This window comes from Micromonospora sp. IBHARD003 (assembly GCF_056106285.1).
This window is the reverse complement of sequence record NZ_JBWBBX010000001.1, coordinates 1271846-1290710: the sequence shown is the minus strand read 5'-3', so window position 1 is coordinate 1290710 and position 18865 is coordinate 1271846. Positions and strand designations below refer to the sequence as shown.

The 18865-nt window shown below is 65.5% G+C and carries 12 protein-coding genes and 3 rRNA genes; 13 read left to right on the top strand and 2 right to left on the bottom strand.

Annotated elements, in window-relative coordinates:
- Positions 1-133: 133 nt before the first annotated feature.
- Both ptsP and ACTWOL_RS05660 read right to left on the bottom strand, forming a co-directional pair.
- Entirely contained in the window at positions 134-1804 is a 1671-nt protein-coding gene (gene ptsP / locus ACTWOL_RS05665; RefSeq protein ID WP_474294948.1) for a phosphoenolpyruvate--protein phosphotransferase, read from the bottom strand.
- A gap of 74 nt (positions 1805-1878) precedes the next feature.
- Positions 1879-2328, bottom strand: a complete 450-nt coding sequence (locus ACTWOL_RS05660) for a PTS sugar transporter subunit IIA (protein ID WP_474294946.1) — start codon at positions 2326-2328, stop codon at positions 1879-1881.
- 721 nt (positions 2329-3049) lie between these two features.
- On the opposite strand from ACTWOL_RS05660, the gene ACTWOL_RS05655 reads away from it, so the two are divergent.
- From ACTWOL_RS05655 to ACTWOL_RS05595, 13 genes are all read left to right on the top strand, one after another.
- Positions 3050-4575, top strand: a 16S ribosomal RNA gene (locus ACTWOL_RS05655).
- 309 nt (positions 4576-4884) lie between these two features.
- Positions 4885-8006: ribosomal RNA gene (locus ACTWOL_RS05650) — 23S ribosomal RNA — on the top strand.
- A gap of 83 nt (positions 8007-8089) precedes the next feature.
- Positions 8090-8206: ribosomal RNA gene (rrf, locus tag ACTWOL_RS05645) — 5S ribosomal RNA — on the top strand.
- The 16S, 23S and 5S rRNA genes sit together here, the layout of an rRNA operon.
- A 172-nt stretch (positions 8207-8378) precedes the next feature.
- Positions 8379-8987 carry a cardiolipin synthase ClsA gene (gene clsA / locus ACTWOL_RS05640; protein ID WP_474294943.1) on the top strand — a complete coding sequence of 203 codons (609 nt, stop codon included), beginning with the start codon at positions 8379-8381 and terminating at the stop codon, positions 8985-8987.
- Positions 8988-9101: 114 nt separating this feature from the next.
- Positions 9102-11597, top strand: coding sequence for a sugar phosphate nucleotidyltransferase (locus ACTWOL_RS05635; protein WP_474294941.1), 2496 nt, complete (start codon positions 9102-9104; stop codon positions 11595-11597).
- Positions 11598-11695: 98 nt separating this feature from the next.
- A complete protein-coding gene (locus ACTWOL_RS05630) occupies positions 11696-12631 on the top strand; it encodes a DUF881 domain-containing protein (RefSeq protein WP_474294939.1) in 936 nt (311 codons plus the stop codon).
- Complete coding sequence (locus ACTWOL_RS05625) at positions 12628-12960, top strand: small basic family protein (protein ID WP_242332811.1); 333 nt, start codon at positions 12628-12630, stop codon at positions 12958-12960. Before ACTWOL_RS05630 ends, ACTWOL_RS05625 begins: the two co-directional genes overlap by 4 nt.
- 194 nt (positions 12961-13154) lie before the next feature.
- Positions 13155-13994 (top strand): DUF881 domain-containing protein, encoded by an 840-nt coding sequence (locus tag ACTWOL_RS05620; RefSeq protein WP_474294936.1) that lies wholly within the window; start codon positions 13155-13157, stop codon positions 13992-13994.
- 486 nt (positions 13995-14480) lie between these two features.
- Positions 14481-15011, top strand: a complete 531-nt coding sequence (locus ACTWOL_RS05615; protein WP_474294934.1) for an FHA domain-containing protein — start codon at positions 14481-14483, stop codon at positions 15009-15011.
- 17 nt (positions 15012-15028) lie between these two features.
- Entirely contained in the window at positions 15029-15772 is a 744-nt protein-coding gene (gene ftsR / locus ACTWOL_RS05610) for a transcriptional regulator FtsR (RefSeq protein WP_474294932.1), read from the top strand.
- Between the two features lie 64 nt (positions 15773-15836).
- Positions 15837-16310 (top strand): bifunctional nuclease family protein, encoded by a 474-nt coding sequence (locus tag ACTWOL_RS05605; RefSeq protein WP_026281837.1) that lies wholly within the window; start codon positions 15837-15839, stop codon positions 16308-16310.
- A 274-nt stretch (positions 16311-16584) separates the two neighbouring features.
- Positions 16585-17106, top strand: coding sequence for a MerR family transcriptional regulator (locus ACTWOL_RS05600; RefSeq protein WP_474294929.1), 522 nt, complete (start codon positions 16585-16587; stop codon positions 17104-17106).
- A gap of 121 nt (positions 17107-17227) precedes the next feature.
- On the top strand, positions 17228-18793 hold the full coding sequence (locus tag ACTWOL_RS05595) for a DNA polymerase IV (RefSeq protein WP_474294927.1): 1566 nt from the start codon (positions 17228-17230) through the stop codon (positions 18791-18793).
- Positions 18794-18865 lie beyond the last annotated feature (72 nt).

Here is an 18865-nt window from a genome sequence, read left to right as displayed (position 1 = left end):
GGCCGGCCGAAGCCGGACGGCGGAAGCGTTCGCAGGGGCGGAAACGCCAGGGGCTCCCCGCACTGTTCACGGGAAGCCCCTGGGCAACGCCGGCGCTCACACGCCGCGCAGGGTCCGCGTCATTCCCGGCCGGTCACTCCCCGGAGAGCACGGCCTGCACCGCGGCGCGGGCCTCCTCGGCACTGTCCGCGGCACGAGCAGCCGCCGCCGCGCGCTCGCACTGCGCGAGCGTGTACTTCGCCAGCGCCGCACGTACATAGGGAATCGACGCCGCACCCATCGAGAGCGAGGTGACACCGAGACCCGTCAGCACACAGGCAAGCAGCGGATCCGCCGCCGCCTCGCCGCACACACCACAGCTCTTGCCCTCGGCCGCGGCCGCCTCCGAAGCGGCGGCGACCAGGTCGAGCAATGCCGGCTGCCATGGGTCCTGCAGCCGCGACACCGCACCCACCTGCCGGTCCGCCGCGAAGGTGTACTGCGCCAGGTCATTGGTCCCCAGCGAGAGGAACTCCACCTCCTGCAGCACGGCACGCGCCCGCAGCGCCGCCGAGGGAATCTCGACCATCGCCCCGGACTTCGCCTTCAGCCCGACCTCACGGCATGCGTCGGCGAAGGCCCTGGCATCGGCCCGGTCGGCCACCATCGGAGCCATGACCTCCAGGTACACCGGCAGTCCCTCAGCTGCTTTCGACAGAGCCGTCAGCTGGGTCCGCAGCACGTCCGGGTGGTCGAGCAGCGCCCGCAGACCCCGCACCCCCAGAGCCGGATTCGGTTCGTCGGCCGGTGTCAGGAAGTCCAGCGGCTTGTCCGCGCCGGCGTCCAGCACCCGCACGACCACCCGGCCCCCGGGGAACGCCTCCAGCACCTTGCGGTAGGCCTCGATCTGCGTGACCTCGGACGGCGCGCGCGTACTGTCGTCCAGGAACAGGAACTCGGTACGGAACAGACCGACGCCCTCGGCTCCCGCCGCGACCGCCGCCGGGACATCGGCGGGACCACCGACATTGGCGAGCAGCGGTACCTTGTGCCCGTCCGACGTCGCCCCAGGCCCCGAGGCCGCGTCCAGCGCCGCCTTGCGCTCCTCGGCCGCCCGCGCCAATTCGGCACGCTCCTCGGCGCTGGGCTCCACGAAGATCTCGCCGGTGCTGCCGTCGACCGCGACGACCGTGCCCTCGGCCACTTCGCAGGCGCCCGGCAGCGCCACCACGGCCGGGACCCCGAGGGCCCGCGCCAGGATCGCGCTGTGACTTGTCGGCCCGCCCTCCTCGGTGACGAAACCGAGCACCAGACCGGGATCGAGCAGCGCCGTGTCGGCAGGCGCCAGGTCCCGGGCGAACAGCACATAGGGCTCGTCGCTGTCGGGCACCCCGGGCATCGGAACACCGAGGAGACGTGCCACGATCCGGTTCCGTACGTCATCGAGGTCGGCCACGCGCCCCGCCAGGTACTCCCCGGCACCCGCCAGCAGGGCCCGATAGGCGGCGAACGCGTCGTACACCGCTCGCTCGGCCGTGCTGCCGACGGCGATCCGTCGGTCGACATCGGCCATGAGCTCCGGATCCTGCGCCATCATGGCCTGCGCCTCGAGCACGTGCTGGGCCTCGCCCCCGGCCAGTTGGCCGCGTGCACTGAGATCGGCGGCCACGGCCTCGACCGCCTGCCGGGCCCGCCCCTGTTCACGCCCGGACTCATCGGCGGGAATCTGCTTGGCCGGCGGCTCCAGCACGGCCGTCCCCATATGCCGGACCTGGCCGATCGCCGTCCCGTGGCTCACGCCGACGCCTCGCAGCGTTGTCTCCATTTCACCGTCTCCGATTGTGCGGCGGTCCCAGCCACCGCGATGGATGTACCACCGGCCCGCGGCCGGGCTGCGATTCAGCTCCAGCTGAAGAGCTCGTCACCGGTCTTCACATCGCCGTCCTCGCGGAGGGCGTCCAGCGCATCGGCCGATGCCTCCAGTGCCACGACGGGGCAGACTGCGGACTTCCCGGATTCCTCGACGGCCCGGGGGTTCCAGCGGACGATCGCCTGGCCACGCGTCACCGTGTCGCCCTTGTTGATGAGGAGCTCGAAGCCCTCCCCGTTGAGCTGCACCGTGTCGATGCCGAGGTGCGTGAGCACCCCGTGTCCCTCGGCGTCCACGACGACGAAGGCGTGCGGGTGAAGGGAGACAACGACGCCATCCACCGGGGAGACGGCCTCAGACGGCTCGCGTACGGGATCGATCGCCGTACCCGGACCGACCATCGCGCCGGAGAAGACGGGGTCAGGTACAGCGGCGAGCCCGATCGCGCGACCGGCCACCGGCGACGTCACGACTGTCATGGGGAGCCTCCCAGGGTGGGGATTCACCAGCCGCCGTTCCTGACTGTTCCGGACGGCGTGCTGTTCAGAGCGTATGTCACAGGAAGTCCAGGTTCCGCCTGAGAGCTGCTAGTTGGCAGACCTGGCATGCGTCGGAAACGATTTGCCTCGCCTACGGACGACATGTACTCTCGTAGATCTGCCTGGTTACGAGCACGACAAAGAGCCGTAGGTCGGCAGCACCTATCGAGTCACATCCTAAGCTGGTCTACACCACTGGTCTACACCTCTGCCATGTGCGGGCGTGCCCGCATGTCCGGAGGATGGGAGTGGTCAGACGGCCGGGAAAAGGCTGATACGGTTTGATCCGCCGGAAAGGGAATTCGCGAAAGCGGAGGAACGGCCTGGCAGCCCGGTCCGGCGGGTGGCGGAAACGAGAAATCGGGTCTGCTAAGCTGGAAACACCGAAGGGAAGCGCCTGGAGGAAAGCCCGAGAGGGTGAGTACGAAGGAAGCGTCCGTTCCTTGAGAACTCAACAGCGTGCCAAAAATCAACGCCAGATTAGTTGATACCCCGTCTCCCATCGTGGAGATGAGGTTCCTTTGAAAAGTCCTACCGGCCACTTGTGGTGGGTAGGCGATACACAGCGAGGACGCTGTGTGCGATCGGGATTATTCCTCCTGGTCGCACCGCTCTCGTGGTGTCAGCCCGCAGCTTTTCATTAAGCGCAGTCGGGTAAGCATTCACGGAGAGTTTGATCCTGGCTCAGGACGAACGCTGGCGGCGTGCTTAACACATGCAAGTCGAACGATGAAGCCTTTCGGGGTGGATTAGTGGCGAACGGGTGAGTAACACGTGGGCAATCTGCCCTTCACTCTGGGACAAGCCCTGGAAACGGGGTCTAATACCGGATACCACTCTCTTCCGCATGGGGGAGGGTTGAAAGCTCCGGCGGTGAAGGATGAGCCCGCGGCCTATCAGCTTGTTGGTGGGGTGATGGCCTACCAAGGCGACGACGGGTAGCCGGCCTGAGAGGGCGACCGGCCACACTGGGACTGAGACACGGCCCAGACTCCTACGGGAGGCAGCAGTGGGGAATATTGCACAATGGGCGAAAGCCTGATGCAGCGACGCCGCGTGAGGGATGACGGCCTTCGGGTTGTAAACCTCTTTCAGCAGGGAAGAAGCGAAAGTGACGGTACCTGCAGAAGAAGCGCCGGCTAACTACGTGCCAGCAGCCGCGGTAATACGTAGGGCGCAAGCGTTGTCCGGAATTATTGGGCGTAAAGAGCTCGTAGGCGGCTTGTCACGTCGGATGTGAAAGCCCGGGGCTTAACCCCGGGTCTGCATTCGATACGGGCAGGCTAGAGTGTGGTAGGGGAGATCGGAATTCCTGGTGTAGCGGTGAAATGCGCAGATATCAGGAGGAACACCGGTGGCGAAGGCGGATCTCTGGGCCATTACTGACGCTGAGGAGCGAAAGCGTGGGGAGCGAACAGGATTAGATACCCTGGTAGTCCACGCCGTAAACGTTGGGAACTAGGTGTTGGCGACATTCCACGTCGTCGGTGCCGCAGCTAACGCATTAAGTTCCCCGCCTGGGGAGTACGGCCGCAAGGCTAAAACTCAAAGGAATTGACGGGGGCCCGCACAAGCAGCGGAGCATGTGGCTTAATTCGACGCAACGCGAAGAACCTTACCAAGGCTTGACATATACCGGAAACGGCCAGAGATGGTCGCCCCCTTGTGGTCGGTATACAGGTGGTGCATGGCTGTCGTCAGCTCGTGTCGTGAGATGTTGGGTTAAGTCCCGCAACGAGCGCAACCCTTGTTCTGTGTTGCCAGCATGCCCTTCGGGGTGATGGGGACTCACAGGAGACTGCCGGGGTCAACTCGGAGGAAGGTGGGGACGACGTCAAGTCATCATGCCCCTTATGTCTTGGGCTGCACACGTGCTACAATGGCCGGTACAAAGAGCTGCGAAGCCGCGAGGCAGAGCGAATCTCAAAAAGCCGGTCTCAGTTCGGATTGGGGTCTGCAACTCGACCCCATGAAGTCGGAGTTGCTAGTAATCGCAGATCAGCATTGCTGCGGTGAATACGTTCCCGGGCCTTGTACACACCGCCCGTCACGTCACGAAAGTCGGTAACACCCGAAGCCGGTGGCCCAACCCCTTGTGGGAGGGAGCTGTCGAAGGTGGGACTGGCGATTGGGACGAAGTCGTAACAAGGTAGCCGTACCGGAAGGTGCGGCTGGATCACCTCCTTTCTAAGGAGCATCTAGATTCCGCAAGGAATCCAGAGCCACTACGTCGGCGAATGTCTGACGGTGGTTAGCTCATGGGTGGAACGTTGATTATTCGGCACACTTGGTTGGTTCGGTTCACTAGTACTGCTTCGGCGTGGAACGTGGGTCTGGGTCAACTGAGGGTGTTGGGCGCGCTGTTGGGTGTCTGAGGGTACGAGCGTGAGCTTGTGTCTTCGGGTTGCCGGCCCCAGTGAACTCGTCCTGTTGAAGGGTGGGGTGATGGGTGGCTGGTCGTTGTTTGAGAACTGCACAGTGGACGCGAGCATCTGTGGCCAAGTTTTTAAGGGCGCACGGTGGATGCCTTGGCACCAGGAACCGATGAAGGACGTGGGAGGCCACGATAGTCCCCGGGGAGCCGTCAACCAGGCTTTGATCCGGGGGTTTCCGAATGGGGAAACCCGGCAGTCGTCATGGGCTGTCACCCGCTGCTGAACACATAGGCAGTGTGGAGGGAACGAGGGGAAGTGAAACATCTCAGTACCCTCAGGAAGAGAAAACAACCGTGATTCCGGGAGTAGTGGCGAGCGAAACTGGATGAGGCTAAACCTATGACGTGTGAGACCCGGCAGGGGTTGCGTCGTGGGGGTTGTGGGATTTCTCTTTCATCGTCTGCCGGCGATGAGACGAGTCAGAAACCGTTGATGTAGGCGAAGGGCATGCGAAAGGCCCGGCGTAGAGGGTAAGACCCCCGTAGCTGAAACATCAGCGGCTCGTTTGAGTTATTCCCAAGTAGCACGGGGCCCGAGAAATCCCGTGTGAATCTGGCGGGACCACCCGCTAAGCCTAAATATTCCCTGGTGACCGATAGCGGATAGTACCGTGAGGGAATGGTGAAAAGTACCGCGGGAGCGGAGTGAAATAGTACCTGAAACCGTGTGCCTACAAGCCGTGGGAGCGTCGGAACCTTTTCGGAGGTTCTCGTGACTGCGTGCCTTTTGAAGAATGAGCCTGCGAGTTAGCGGTGTGTAGCGAGGTTAACCCGTGTGGGGAAGCCGTAGCGAAAGCGAGTCCGAATAGGGCGATTGAGTTGCACGCTCTAGACCCGAAGCGGAGTGATCTAGCCATGGGCAGGTTGAAGCGGAGGTAAGACTTCGTGGAGGACCGAACCCACCAGGGTTGAAAACCTGGGGGATGACCTGTGGTTAGGGGTGAAAGGCCAATCAAACTCCGTGATAGCTGGTTCTCCCCGAAATGCATTTAGGTGCAGCGTCGTGTGTTTCTTGCCGGAGGTAGAGCACTGGATAGGCGATGGGCCCTACCGGGTTACTGACCTTAGCCAAACTCCGAATGCCGGTAAGTGAGAGCGCGGCAGTGAGACTGTGGGGGATAAGCTCCATGGTCGAGAGGGAAACAGCCCAGAGCATCGACTAAGGCCCCTAAGCGTACGCTAAGTGGGAAAGGATGTGGAGTCGCAGAGACAACCAGGAGGTTGGCTTAGAAGCAGCCACCCTTGAAAGAGTGCGTAATAGCTCACTGGTCAAGTGATTCCGCGCCGACAATGTAGCGGGGCTCAAGCGTACCGCCGAAGTCGTGTCATTGCAGTATGTACCCCCAACGGGGACTGTGATGGGTAGGGGAGCGTCGTGTGCCGGGTGAAGCAGCCGCGGAAGCGAGTTGTGGACGGTTCACGAGTGAGAATGCAGGCATGAGTAGCGATACACACGTGGGAAACGTGTGCGCCGATTGACTAAGGGTTCCTGGGTCAAGCTGATCTGCCCAGGGTAAGTCGGGACCTAAGGCGAGGCCGACAGGCGTAGTCGATGGACAACCGGTTGATATTCCGGTACCCGCTTTGAAGCGCCCAATATCGAATCCATTAATGCTAAGGCCGTGAAGCCGCCCTTGATCTCTTCGGAGTGAGGGGGAGTGGTGGAGCCGCTGATCCAAGGTGGTAGTAGGTAAGTGATGGGGTGACGCAGGAAGGTAGTCCAGCCCGGGCGGTGGTTGTCCCGGGGTAAGGGTGTAGCCCGAGAGATAGGTAAATCCGTCTCTCATACAGGGTGAGACCTGATGCCGAGCCGATTGTGGTGAAGTGGATGATCCTATGCTGTCGAGAAAAGCCTCTAGCGAGTTTCATGGCGGCCCGTACCCTAAACCGACTCAGGTGGTCAGGTAGAGAATACCGAGGCGTTCGGGTGAACTATGGTTAAGGAACTCGGCAAAATGCCCCCGTAACTTCGGGAGAAGGGGGGCCACGTCTGGTGATCCGATTTACTCGGTGAGCTGGGGGTGGCCGCAGAGACCAGCGAGAAGCGACTGTTTACTAAAAACACAGGTCCGTGCGAAGCCGTAAGGCGATGTATACGGACTGACGCCTGCCCGGTGCTGGAACGTTAAGGGGACCGGTTAGCTCCATTTCGGTGGGGCGAAGCTGAGAACTTAAGCGCCAGTAAACGGCGGTGGTAACTATAACCATCCTAAGGTAGCGAAATTCCTTGTCGGGTAAGTTCCGACCTGCACGAATGGCGTAACGACTTCTCGACTGTCTCAACCATAGGCCCGGTGAAATTGCACTACGAGTAAAGATGCTCGTTTCGCGCAGCAGGACGGAAAGACCCCGGGACCTTTACTACAGTTTGATATTGGTGTTCGGTTCGGCTTGTGTAGGATAGGTGGGAGACTTTGAAGCGGCCACGCCAGTGGTTGTGGAGTCGTCGTTGAAATACCACTCTGGTCGTGCTGGATGTCTAACCTGGGTCCGTGATCCGGATCAGGGACAGTGTCTGATGGGTAGTTTAACTGGGGCGGTTGCCTCCTAAAGAGTAACGGAGGCGCCCAAAGGTTCCCTCAGCCTGGTTGGCAATCAGGTGTTGAGTGTAAGTGCACAAGGGAGCTTGACTGTGAGACCGACGGGTCGAGCAGGGACGAAAGTCGGGACTAGTGATCCGGCGGTGGCTTGTGGAAGCGCCGTCGCTCAACGGATAAAAGGTACCCCGGGGATAACAGGCTGATCTTCCCCAAGAGTCCATATCGACGGGATGGTTTGGCACCTCGATGTCGGCTCGTCGCATCCTGGGGCTGGAGTCGGTCCCAAGGGTTGGGCTGTTCGCCCATTAAAGCGGTACGCGAGCTGGGTTTAGAACGTCGTGAGACAGTTCGGTCCCTATCCGCTGCGCGCGCAGGAGTCTTGAGAAGGGCTGTCCCTAGTACGAGAGGACCGGGACGGACGAACCTCTGGTGTGCCAGTTGTTCTGCCAAGGGCATGGCTGGTTGGCTACGTTCGGGAGGGATAACCGCTGAAAGCATCTAAGCGGGAAGCCTGCTTCGAGATGAGGACTCCCACCCACTTGATGGGGTAAGGCTCCCAGTAGACGACTGGGTTGATAGGCCGGATATGGAAGCACGGTAACGTGTGGAGTTGACCGGTACTAATAGGCCGAGGGCTTGTCCTCAGTTGCTCGCGTCCACTGTGTTAGTTCTGAAGTAACGAACACGCCCCCGTTTATGCCGGTGGTGTTTGATTTCTTCATAGTGTTTCGGTGGTCATAGCGTTAGGGAAACGCCCGGTTACATTCCGAACCCGGAAGCTAAGCCTTTCAGCGCCGATGGTACTGCAGGGGGGACCCTGTGGGAGAGTAGGACGCCGCCGAACAATTCTTCAGCCGTGGCCCCGGACCTCAGTCCGGGGCCACGGCTTTTTGTGCTGCTCAAGCGCATGTTTCAGCCTGGAGAGAAGTGCCCGCACCCCTGTGTACGACCCCCTGAGACCTGAAGGTAAGGTCATGGGGCATCATTCGGCACGTTCCCCCACAGGAGGCCCCCGGGTGGAGGTCCAGGAGACTCGCGTTCAGACGGACCGGGTGCTCACCATCCCCAACATCCTCAGCATGGCCCGCCTCGCCGGCGTGCCGCTGTTCCTGTGGCTGATCCTCCTGCCGGAGTTCGGCGGGCCGAAGGTAGACGGATGGGCACTGCTCGTCCTCGCGCTGAGCGGCGTCAGCGACTATCTCGACGGAAAGCTGGCACGCCGCTGGAACCAGATCAGCAACCTCGGGCGGATCCTCGATCCCGCCGCGGACCGTCTTTACATTCTTTCTACCCTCGTGGGGCTGACATGGCGCGGGATCCTGCCGCTATGGCTCACCGCGGTCCTCTTGGCCCGCGAGGCGATGCTGCTCGTGATGGTGGGAATCCTCCGCCGGCACGGGTATCCCCCGCCACAGGTGAACTTCCTTGGCAAAGCTGCAACCTTCAACCTGATGTATGCGTTCCCGTTGCTCCTGTTGAGTGACGGAAGTAGCTGGCTTGCCGCACTTGCCAAGATTTTCGGATGGGCGTTCGCCGGATGGGGTACAACTCTGTATTGGTGGGCAGGGATCCTCTACGTGGTCCAGGTCCGCCGACTCGTCAAGGCGGATCCCGTGGCCGATTGAGCCATCTGCCCGGAGTCGTGCAGAGTCCCGCCGGCCCGTACAAGACCAACAGGGGCCTGCCCGGATGGGTGAAGTCGGCTAGACCGTCGTCTCTTCAAGGAGGACGCTTCCGACATGAAGGCCGTCGTGATGGCTGGTGGCGAAGGAACGCGACTTCGCCCCATGACCTCAAGCATGCCCAAGCCACTCCTTCCGGTGGTCAACAAGCCGATCATGGAGCATGTGCTGCGCCTGCTGAAGCGGCATGGGCTCAATGAGACCGTCGTGACCGTCCAATTCCTTGCCTCCCTCGTCAAGAATTATTTCGGTGACGGCGAGGAACTCGGGATGGAGCTCACCTATGCGCATGAGGAGAAGCCACTCGGCACAGCGGGGAGCGTGAAGAACGCAGAGGACGCCCTCAAGGACGATGCGTTCCTCGTCATCTCCGGCGACGCTCTCACCGATTTCGACCTGACCGACCTCATCAACTTCCACAAGGAAAAGGGCGCACTGGTCACCGTGTGCCTGACCAGGGTCCCGAATCCGCTGGAATTCGGTATCACCATCGTGGACGAGCACGGCAAGGTCGAGCGGTTCCTGGAGAAGCCGACCTGGGGCCAGGTCTTCTCGGACACCGTCAACACCGGCATCTACGTCATGGAGCCCGAGGTCTTCGACTACGTCGAGGCCGATGTCTCGGTGGACTGGTCCGGCGATGTCTTTCCGCAGCTCATGAAGGACGGCAAGCCGATCTACGGCTATATCGCCGAGGGCTACTGGGAGGACGTCGGTACGCACGAGAGCTACGTGAAGGCCCAGGCAGACGTGCTCGAGGGCAAAGTCGACGTGGACATCGACGGCTTCGAGGTATCGCCCGGCGTCTGGGTCGCCGAAGGTGCCGAAGTCCATCCCGACGCCGTCCTGCGTGGACCGTTGTACGTCGGGGACTACGCCAAGGTCGAAGCGGACGTGGAAATCCGCGAACACACCGTCGTCGGCTCCAATGTGGTCGTGAAAAGCGGCGCGTTCCTCCACAGAGCCGTCATCCACGACAACGTCTACATCGGGCAGCACAGCAATCTGCGCGGATGTGTGATCGGCAAGAACACCGACATCATGCGGGCCGCGCGTATCGAGGATGGCGCCGTGATCGGGGACGAGTGCCTGATCGGCGAAGAATCGATTGTCCAGGGCAATGTGCGCGTTTACCCGTTCAAGACGATCGAGGCGGGTGCTTTCGTCAACACTTCGGTGATCTGGGAGTCGCGCGGCCAAGCCCATCTGTTCGGGGCCAGGGGCGTCTCGGGGATCCTCAACGTCGAGATCACACCGGAGCTCGTCGTCAGACTGGCGGGGGCGTACGCCACCACGCTCAAGAAGGGCGCGACCGTCACCACCGCGCGTGACCACTCCCGAGGAGCCCGGGCACTGAAGCGCGCGGTGATCTCGGCGCTCCAGGCCAGCGCCATCGATGTACGCGACCTCGAGAACGTGCCGCTGCCGGTGGCACGCCAGATGACGGCGCGCGGCAGTGCCGGCGGGGTCATGATCCGCACGTCGCCAGGGGTGCCGGACTCCGTGGACATCATGTTCTTCGACGAGCGCGGCGCGGATCTGTCGCAGGCCGGGCAGCGCAAGCTGGACCGGGTCTATGCCCGCCAGGAGTACCGGCGGGCCTTCCCCGGTGAGATCGGCGACCTGTCGTTCCCCGCCAGCGTCTTCGACTCGTACACCGGGACACTGCTGCGTCAGGTCGACACGACGGGCATCTCCGAGGCCGGCCTCAAGGTCGTCGTCGACGCGTCGAACGGAAGCGCCGGTCTTGTCCTGCCCAGCCTGCTCGGCCGGCTCGGTGTGGACGCGCTGACGATCAACCCCGGTCTCGACGAATCCCGGCCGACCGAGACCACCGACGCCCGGCGCAAGGGCCTGGTACGGCTCGGGGAGATCGTCGCGTCGGCCAGAGCCGCTTTCGGGGTGCGCTTCGACACCGTGGGTGAGCGGCTGTCGCTCGTCGACGAACGCGGCCGGATCGTGGAGGACGACCGCGCTCTGCTCGTCATGCTCGACCTCGTCGCCGCGGAGCGGCGAAGCGGTCGGGTCGCGCTGCCGGTGACCACCACCCGTATCGCCGAGCAGGTGGCCGCCTACCACGGGACACAGGTCGAATGGACGACGACCTCGCCCGACGATCTGACCAGGGTCTGCAGGGAGGACTCCGCGATCTTCGGCGGCGACGGCCGCGGTGGCTTCATCGTTCCCGAGTTCAGCAGTGTCTTCGACGGCACCGCGGCCTTTGTACGGCTCATCGGGCTCGTGGCCCGCACTCAGCTCACCCTCAGCCAGATCGACGCCCGGATCCCGCGGGCGCACGTGCTTCGGCGTGACCTGGCGACGCCGTGGGCGGTGAAGGGGCTCGTCATGAGGAGGGTCGTCGAGGCGGCGGGTGACCGTTCCGTCGACACCACCGACGGCGTGCGGGTGGTCGAGGCGGACGGGCGCTGGATCATGGTGCTTCCCGACCCGTCCGAGGCCGTCACACACCTGTGGGCCGAAGGCCCCGACGACGCCTCCGCCCAGGCGCTGCTCGACGAGTGGTCACGCATCGTGGAGAGCGCCGGCAACTGAAGCGGACGACGGTACGCCGGACGGTGGCGCGGTCCACCGTCCGGCGCACCGGTGGGGCCATTCGGCGGTAACGGTGGCGACGTGCGACGATGTGCGGCATGCCGCAGCAGCCCCCCGTTCGGAGCACCGCCTCACCGCCGTCACGACCCGATGCGTCCATGTCGCTGCTGACCAATGTGATGGACCACAGCCTCGACGACGGCTACGCGGAAGCAGCGGCTCGCAGGGACGCGGAAGGCGGGGGTCTGCCGAAGACCGTGCGCGCCAAGCTGGGCCTCGCGTTCGGCCTGGTGCTGGCGGCGCTCGTGGTCACGCTGGGCGCGGCGCAGGCACGGATATCGGCACCCGTGCTGGCGAAGGAGCGCGAGGAGCTCATCGACCGCATCGACGCGGAAACCTCGGCCGCGGACCAGCTCGAGTCCGACGTCGAACGGCTCCGGGAAGAAGTGGGCGAGCGGCAGCGCAAGGCGCTCGAGGAGCACGGCGGGGGACGTGCGGAGCTCGTCACCCTTCTTTCGGGTGGCACCGAGGTGCACGGCCCGGGGATCAAGCTCGTCGTCGACGACGCGGAAGGCACCAAGGCCGACGGTGGCGGCCCCCGCGAGAGCGCGAGCTTCTCCGACACCGGGCGGGTGCGCGACCGGGACATGCAGCGCATCGTCAACGGGCTGTGGCAGTCCGGCGCGGAGGCCGTCGCGATCAACGGACAGAGGCTCACCGCCCTCTCCGCGATCCGCGCCGCCGGTGACGCCATACTGGTCGACAACAAGCCGCTGGCGCCCCCGTACACGGTCCTGGCGGTGGGGGACGGGAAGAAGCTGAGCACGGCCTTCCAGGACAGCGCCGACGGCCAGTACCTGCATGCGCTGCACGAGAACTTCGGCATTCGAAGCAGCATCTCCGCCCAGCAGGAGGTGCGGCTGCCCGCGGCGCCGAGCCTCATCGTACGTACCGCACAGCCGAGGACCGCAGATGCCGCAGCGGACGGCGGGCCCGGCACGGAGAAGACAGAGACAGGGAAGGGCACATCGTGATCGCCGTACTGGGCCTCGTCGTGGGAGTCGTGGCGGGACTGTTGCTCCGCCCCGAAGTGCCGGCGGTGGTCGAGCCCTACCTTCCGATCGCCGTGGTCGCGGCGCTTGACGCGGTCTTCGGCGGTCTGCGGGCCATGCTCGACGGGATCTTCGTCGACAAGGTGTTCGTGGTGTCCTTCCTGTCCAACGTCGTGGTCGCCGCCCTGATCGTGTTCCTCGGCGACAAGCTGGGCGTCGGTGCGCAGCTCTCGACGGGCGTCGTGGTCGTGCTCGGCATCCGGATCTTCTCCAACGCGGCCGCCATCCGCCGCCATGTGTTCCGGGCGTGAGGCCGATGAACGAGCACGAGGCGATGAGCTCGAACGCGGAGGAGCCGAAGGGGCCGGGTGACGCGCGGGGTCGCGTCGAGCCGGTGAGCCCCCGGGGTCCGGTCCCCGTTGATCCGGTGGTGCCACATGAGGAGCCCGAGGGCGCCCCGGGCCGGCTTGCGCCTGATCCACGCCCTGCCGACGGCCGGCAGCCCATGGGGGAGCCGAGTGCCGATCACGGCCGTCCCGGTGGGCAGCCCGCGCAGAATGTGGGCGAAGAGGACGATGCGCATGACGACGGACGGGACGTGCGGGACGGTCAGGGGGAGGACGCTCTCACCGGCCGTCAGCGGCTGATGGCCGGCCTCTGGCCGCCTCGGGTCACGCGCGCCCAACTCGTCGTCGCCCTGCTGCTGTTCGTTCTCGGTCTCGGCCTCGCCATTCAGGTCCAGTCCACGAGCGACAACGGCGCGCTGCGTGGAGCGCGGCAGGAGGATTTGGTCCGCATCCTCGATGAACTCGATGACCGAACCAAGCGTCTGGAAGATGAGAAGCAGCGTCTCGAGGACCAGCGGACCGAGCTGGAGACCAGCTCGGACCAGGCCGAAGAGGCGCGACGGCAGACCCGGGAAAAGGAGCGTCAGCTGGGCATCCTCGCCGGTACGGTGAAGGCCGAGGGACCGGGCATCAACCTGACGATCGACGACGGCTCCGGTGCCGTCGAGCCGGACATGCTCCTGGACGCCATCCAGGAATTGCGTGCCGCGGGCGCGGAGGCCATTCAGATCAACGATGTCCGAGTGGTCGCCAACTCCTACTTCTCAGGTGGTGCCGGCGACATCCGGATCGACGGGAAGAAGATCGGTGCGCCGTACCGTTTCAAGGTCATCGGCCGACCGCAGGACCTCGAGCCGGCGCTGAACATCCCCGGGGGTGTCATCCAGACGCTGGAGAAGGAGCAGGCCACCGCCACGGTGACCCGGTCGCCGAAGATCGTTGTGGACGCCTTGCGACCCGTGGAACGGCCTGACTACGCTCGGTCGTCTTCCCAGTGAGGCGGGAGAGCATGGGGAGACCGGACAAGGACATGAGGTTGCGGGGGGTCGACGCATCGTAAGGGTGCCGAGTGGTGGAAACTGTCCGGAGGGTACGGACGTTGTGAGGATGTCCGGGTCGGCAGGTGTGTTCAATCAGGGTTCCTGCCTTACGGGCGGGTCTGTTTCGGTCAAGGGGAATCGCCCGTGAAGTTGTTTGGGAAGTTGTTCGGCAAGAGCGCACGCGAGGGCAGCGGCAACGCCCGTCATCGCGCACCGCGCGGCCAGGAAGCGGAGCAAGGCGAAGAGCGGCCGCTCTTCCGGGACGAGGTCGATGGCGGGACCGGTGACATTCCGGGCAGCCAGGGCGCGTCTGCTGTTGACCCTGCCGGTCCCGGCCGCATAGGTTTCGGAGAACCGTCAACCTCAAGTACGGGTGGAGGGTTTGCCTCTGAGCCGTACGCGTCACAGGCCCCCGCGGGGCAGCCGCGGCAGGAGGACTCGTCCATGCCGGTATGTACGCGGTGCGGGCACCGCAACGCCGAGACCAGCCGTTTCTGCTCCAACTGCGGCGCGCCGCTGCGGGCCGGGGCGCAGGCGGAGCGCGCGGCGGAGACCACGTCGACCATCTCCATCTCGGGCCTGGAGGCCTACGACTCGGAGATGACGGGTCAGACCGCCATTCCCTCGCTGTCGCCCGAGGCGCAGGCCGCCGTCGAAGCGCTGCCGGCGGGCTCGGCGCTGCTGGTGGTGCGACGCGGGCCGAATTCCGGCAGCCGCTTCCTCCTGGACGGTGAGCTCACCACGGCGGGGCGGCACCCCCAGAGCGACATCTTCCTCGACGACTTCACCGTGTCGCGGCGCCATGTGGAGTTCCGCCGGACGCCCGAGGGCAGCTTCACCGCCACGGACGTGGGCAGCCTGAACGGCACCTATGTCAACCGGGAGCCGATCGACTCCGTCCTGCTGTCGAACGGTGACGAGGTCCAGATCGGGAAGTACCGACTGGTCTTCTACTCGAGCCAGCGGGGCGTGTGACCCCTCAGGGAAGGTCCATGCTGCGAACAACACCGACGGGCGGTGCCGGCCGCGGCACCGCCGGTGGCGACCGGCTGGTCAGCATCGGGTCGGTGCTGAACCAGCTGCGGGACGAGTTTCCCGAAGTCACGATCTCCAAGATCCGCTTCCTGGAGAGCGAGGGTCTCGTCGAGCCGCAGCGCACTCCTTCGGGCTACCGCAAATTCAGTCCGGAGGACGTCGAGCGGCTCGCCCGGATCCTGCGTATGCAGCGGGACCACTATCTCCCTCTCAAGGTCATCCGGGAGTACCTCGACGCCTTGGCCCGGGGCGAGCAGATGTCGCCGGGGTCCCAGGGCGCGCCCGGTGACCCTCGGCCTCCCGGGGCGGATCCGGACCCCGACCGGCCGACGGCGGCCCGGGTGGGCAGGTCCGAGCTGCTGGCCGCGGCCGAGGTCACGGAGGCCGACCTGGACGTGTGGGAGTCGTACGGGCTTATCACTCCCGCGGCGGAGGGCGGTTATGACGCCGAATCCGTGACCGTGGCCAAACTGGTGGCGCACATGGGCCGTTTCGGCCTGGAACCCCGGCACCTGCGGGCGATGAAGGCCGCGGCGGACCGTGAGGCCGGACTGGTGGAACAAGTGGTCGCACCGCTGCGCCGGCATCGCAATCCGCAGACCAGAGCCCATGCGGAGGCCACCGCCAAGGAGCTGGCGGAACTCTCGGTCCGGCTGCACGCGGCCCTGGTGCAGACCGCTCTCGGTGTGCGATTGCGCTGATCTCGAGCTGATCTTGGGGGAACCCGACTACCCAAACCTGCCGGGCACGTCCTAGGGTTGCTGTGTGAACGAGCTCGATGTTGTGGGTGTCCGGGTGGAAATGCCTTCCAACCAGCCGATCGTGCTCCTGCGCGAAGTGGGAGGCGATCGATACCTCCCCATCTGGATCGGTCCCGGGGAGGCGACCGCGATTGCCTTCGCGCAGCAGGGGATGGCCCCCGCCAGGCCGCTGACCCACGACCTCTTCAAGGACGTGCTGGAGGCGGTGGGGCAGGAGCTCACCGAGGTCCGCATCACCGACCTGCGGGAAGGCGTGTTCTACGCCGAGCTGGTCTTCGCCAGCGGGGTGGAGGTGAGCGCGCGGCCGTCCGACGCCATAGCGCTGGCGCTGCGCACCGGCACGCCGATCTACGGCAGTGACGGGGTCCTGGACGATGCGGGCATCGCGATCCCGGACGAGCAGGAGGACGAGGTGGAGAAGTTCCGCGAGTTCCTCGACCAGATCTCGCCCGAGGACTTCGGCTCCAGCAGCCAGTGACCTGCTGATGTATCCGGCTCGCTGAGTGAACGGTTCTGCATTGCAGTGGAACCGCCCATCCGGCGATGCTTTCCCCGGACAGGGCTACGGAAAACCACTCTCAGGGTGATTATCACTCGGCGTGCCGAGTGTGGCGATCGTTGACGCGCCCCGGGCGACTGCCTACCGTCGAGTGGGCAGGTCAAGGACGGAGGTCGGCGTGAGAAGCAGCGGCGACGGTACGGCAGGGGGATCCCCCGGAACTCCGGGGCACGGTGGGCCGTATCCGCTTCCCATGAACTCGGCACCCGGTGCCTCGTCCGAGACCGTCGGATACCGGGGCCCAACGGCGTGTGCCGCGGCGGGCATCACCTATCGGCAGCTCGACTACTGGGCGCGCACCGGGCTGGTGGAACCGAGTGTGCGCCCGGCGTACGGCTCGGGCACCCAGCGGCTCTACAGCTTCCGCGACGTGGTCGTTCTCAAGATCGTGAAGCGTTTCCTGGACACCGGTGTCGCGCTGCAGAACATCCGGACGGCCGTCCAGCATCTGCAGGCGCGCGGATTCGCCGATCTCGACCGGATGACGCTGATGAGTGACGGGGCCACGGTCTACGAGTGCTCGTCGCCCGACGAGGTCGTGGGCCTTCTGCAAGGGGGCCAGGGGGTCTTCGGGATCGCCGTCGGTGTGGTGTGGCGGGATGTCGAAGCGGCGCTCTCCCAGCTGCACGGTGAGCGCGTCGACACCGGAGAGACGCTGATCGGGCACCACCCCTCGGACGAGCTGGCCAGGCGCCGGCGCGACCGGGCCGTCTGACCGACCGAGCCGTCTGACGGACGGGGCCGACCGGCGATTCGGCCCCCGCCCACCGCGCCCCACTCACCGCTGCGGGCCCAGGGCCCCTTCGGTGTCAGAGCCATAGGGCAGCATCGGACGTGTGAGATCCGCGCCGACGATTCTGCATCTGGACATGGATGCGTTCTTCGCCGCCGCCGAGCAGGCGGCGAAGCCCAGCCTGCGCGGGAAACCGGTCGTTGTCGGAGGGCTGGGACCCCGTGGTGTGGTGGCCACGGCCTCCTACGAGGCGCGGCGGTTCGGTGTGCACTCGGCGATGCCGATGGCCCAGGCGAGACGGCTCTGTCCGAACGCCGCGTATCTGGTCCCGCGCTTCTCGCTCTACCGGTCGGTCAGCGACCAGGTGATGGAGCTGCTGGCGCGTCTGTCGCCGCTCGTGGAGCCGCTGAGCCTGGACGAGGCGTTCGTGGACCTGGAGGCGGGTGGTGTGGCCGATGACTCCCGCTCGGCACGCGCGGCCGGTGAGCGGCTGCGCAGGGACATCCTCGCGGTCACGGGACTGAGGGGCTCGGTCGGCCTCGCCGGCTCGAAGATGCTGGCCAAGATCGCCTCCGAGGAGGCCAAGCCCGACGGGCTGGTGCTGATCCGGCCGGGGACCGAGCGGGAGCTGCTGGGGCCGATGCCGGTGCGGATCCTGCCCGGTGTGGGACCTGCCACCGGCGAGCATCTGCGCCGGGCCGGGATGACCACCGTCGCGGAGCTGGCCGAGGCCGGCGAGGACGAGCTCGTCAGGCTGCTCGGCAGGGCGCACGGGACGTCGCTGTACAGGATGGCGCTGGGCCACGACGACCGTCCCGTAGTGGCCGAGCGTGATGCGAAGTCGGTGTCGGTGGAGGACACCTTCGATGTCGATCTGCACGACAGGGTGCGGATCAGGATGGAGGTCGAGCGGCTGGCGGACCGGTGTGTGCGCAGGCTGCGGGCCTCGGGACACTCCGGGCGGACCATCGTGCTGAAGGTGCGCCGGTTCGACTTCTCGACGCTGACCAGGTCGGAGACGCTGCGCGGGCCCACGGACGACCCGGCGGTGGTGCGTGAGGCGGCCGCGCGGCTGCTGGAGGCGGTGGACACGACCGGCGGGGTGCGCCTGCTCGGGGTGGGCGTGACCGGCCTCGCCGACTACACCCAGGAGGATCTGTTCGCCCAGGCGGCGGGGGAGCAGGCACCCGAGATGCGGGACGAGGGCCCCGTGCACGACGCGGACGGCGAGGAGGAGGCCCGGGGGCCGGCGCGGACGGCGTCCGCCGAGCGGCGATGGGCGGCAGGGCACGACGTGCGGCACGCCCGCTACGGAGCGGGGTGGGTGCAGGGCAGCGGCCTCGGGCGGGTCACGGTCAGGTTCGAGGTGCCGTGGTCTGCCGCGCCCGGGAGGGTCCGCACCTTCCCGGTCGACGACCCCGAGCTCGAGCCGTCGGAGCCGTTGCCGCTGGTCAGAGTGGAGGAGTCGGCACCGGCCGTGGACGATGACCCGCCCGATCCCCTGGGTGCCTCCGGTGCGGACCGGGCCGCCACGGATCAGTCGTCGTTGCCCGCCAGCCGCCCGAAGTCGCGGTCGCCCGAAGACCCCGGTGCCTCGGCTCCGCCGCTGGACGCAGGTGGCGGCGGGGGAGCCGGGCTCTCGGGCGGAGTGGGCAGGTCGAGACCGTAGTGGTGGTACAGCTGGAGCTCCTGCTCGGGGGAGAGATGCCGGCCGACGCCGAAGTCGGGTGCGTCCTTGATC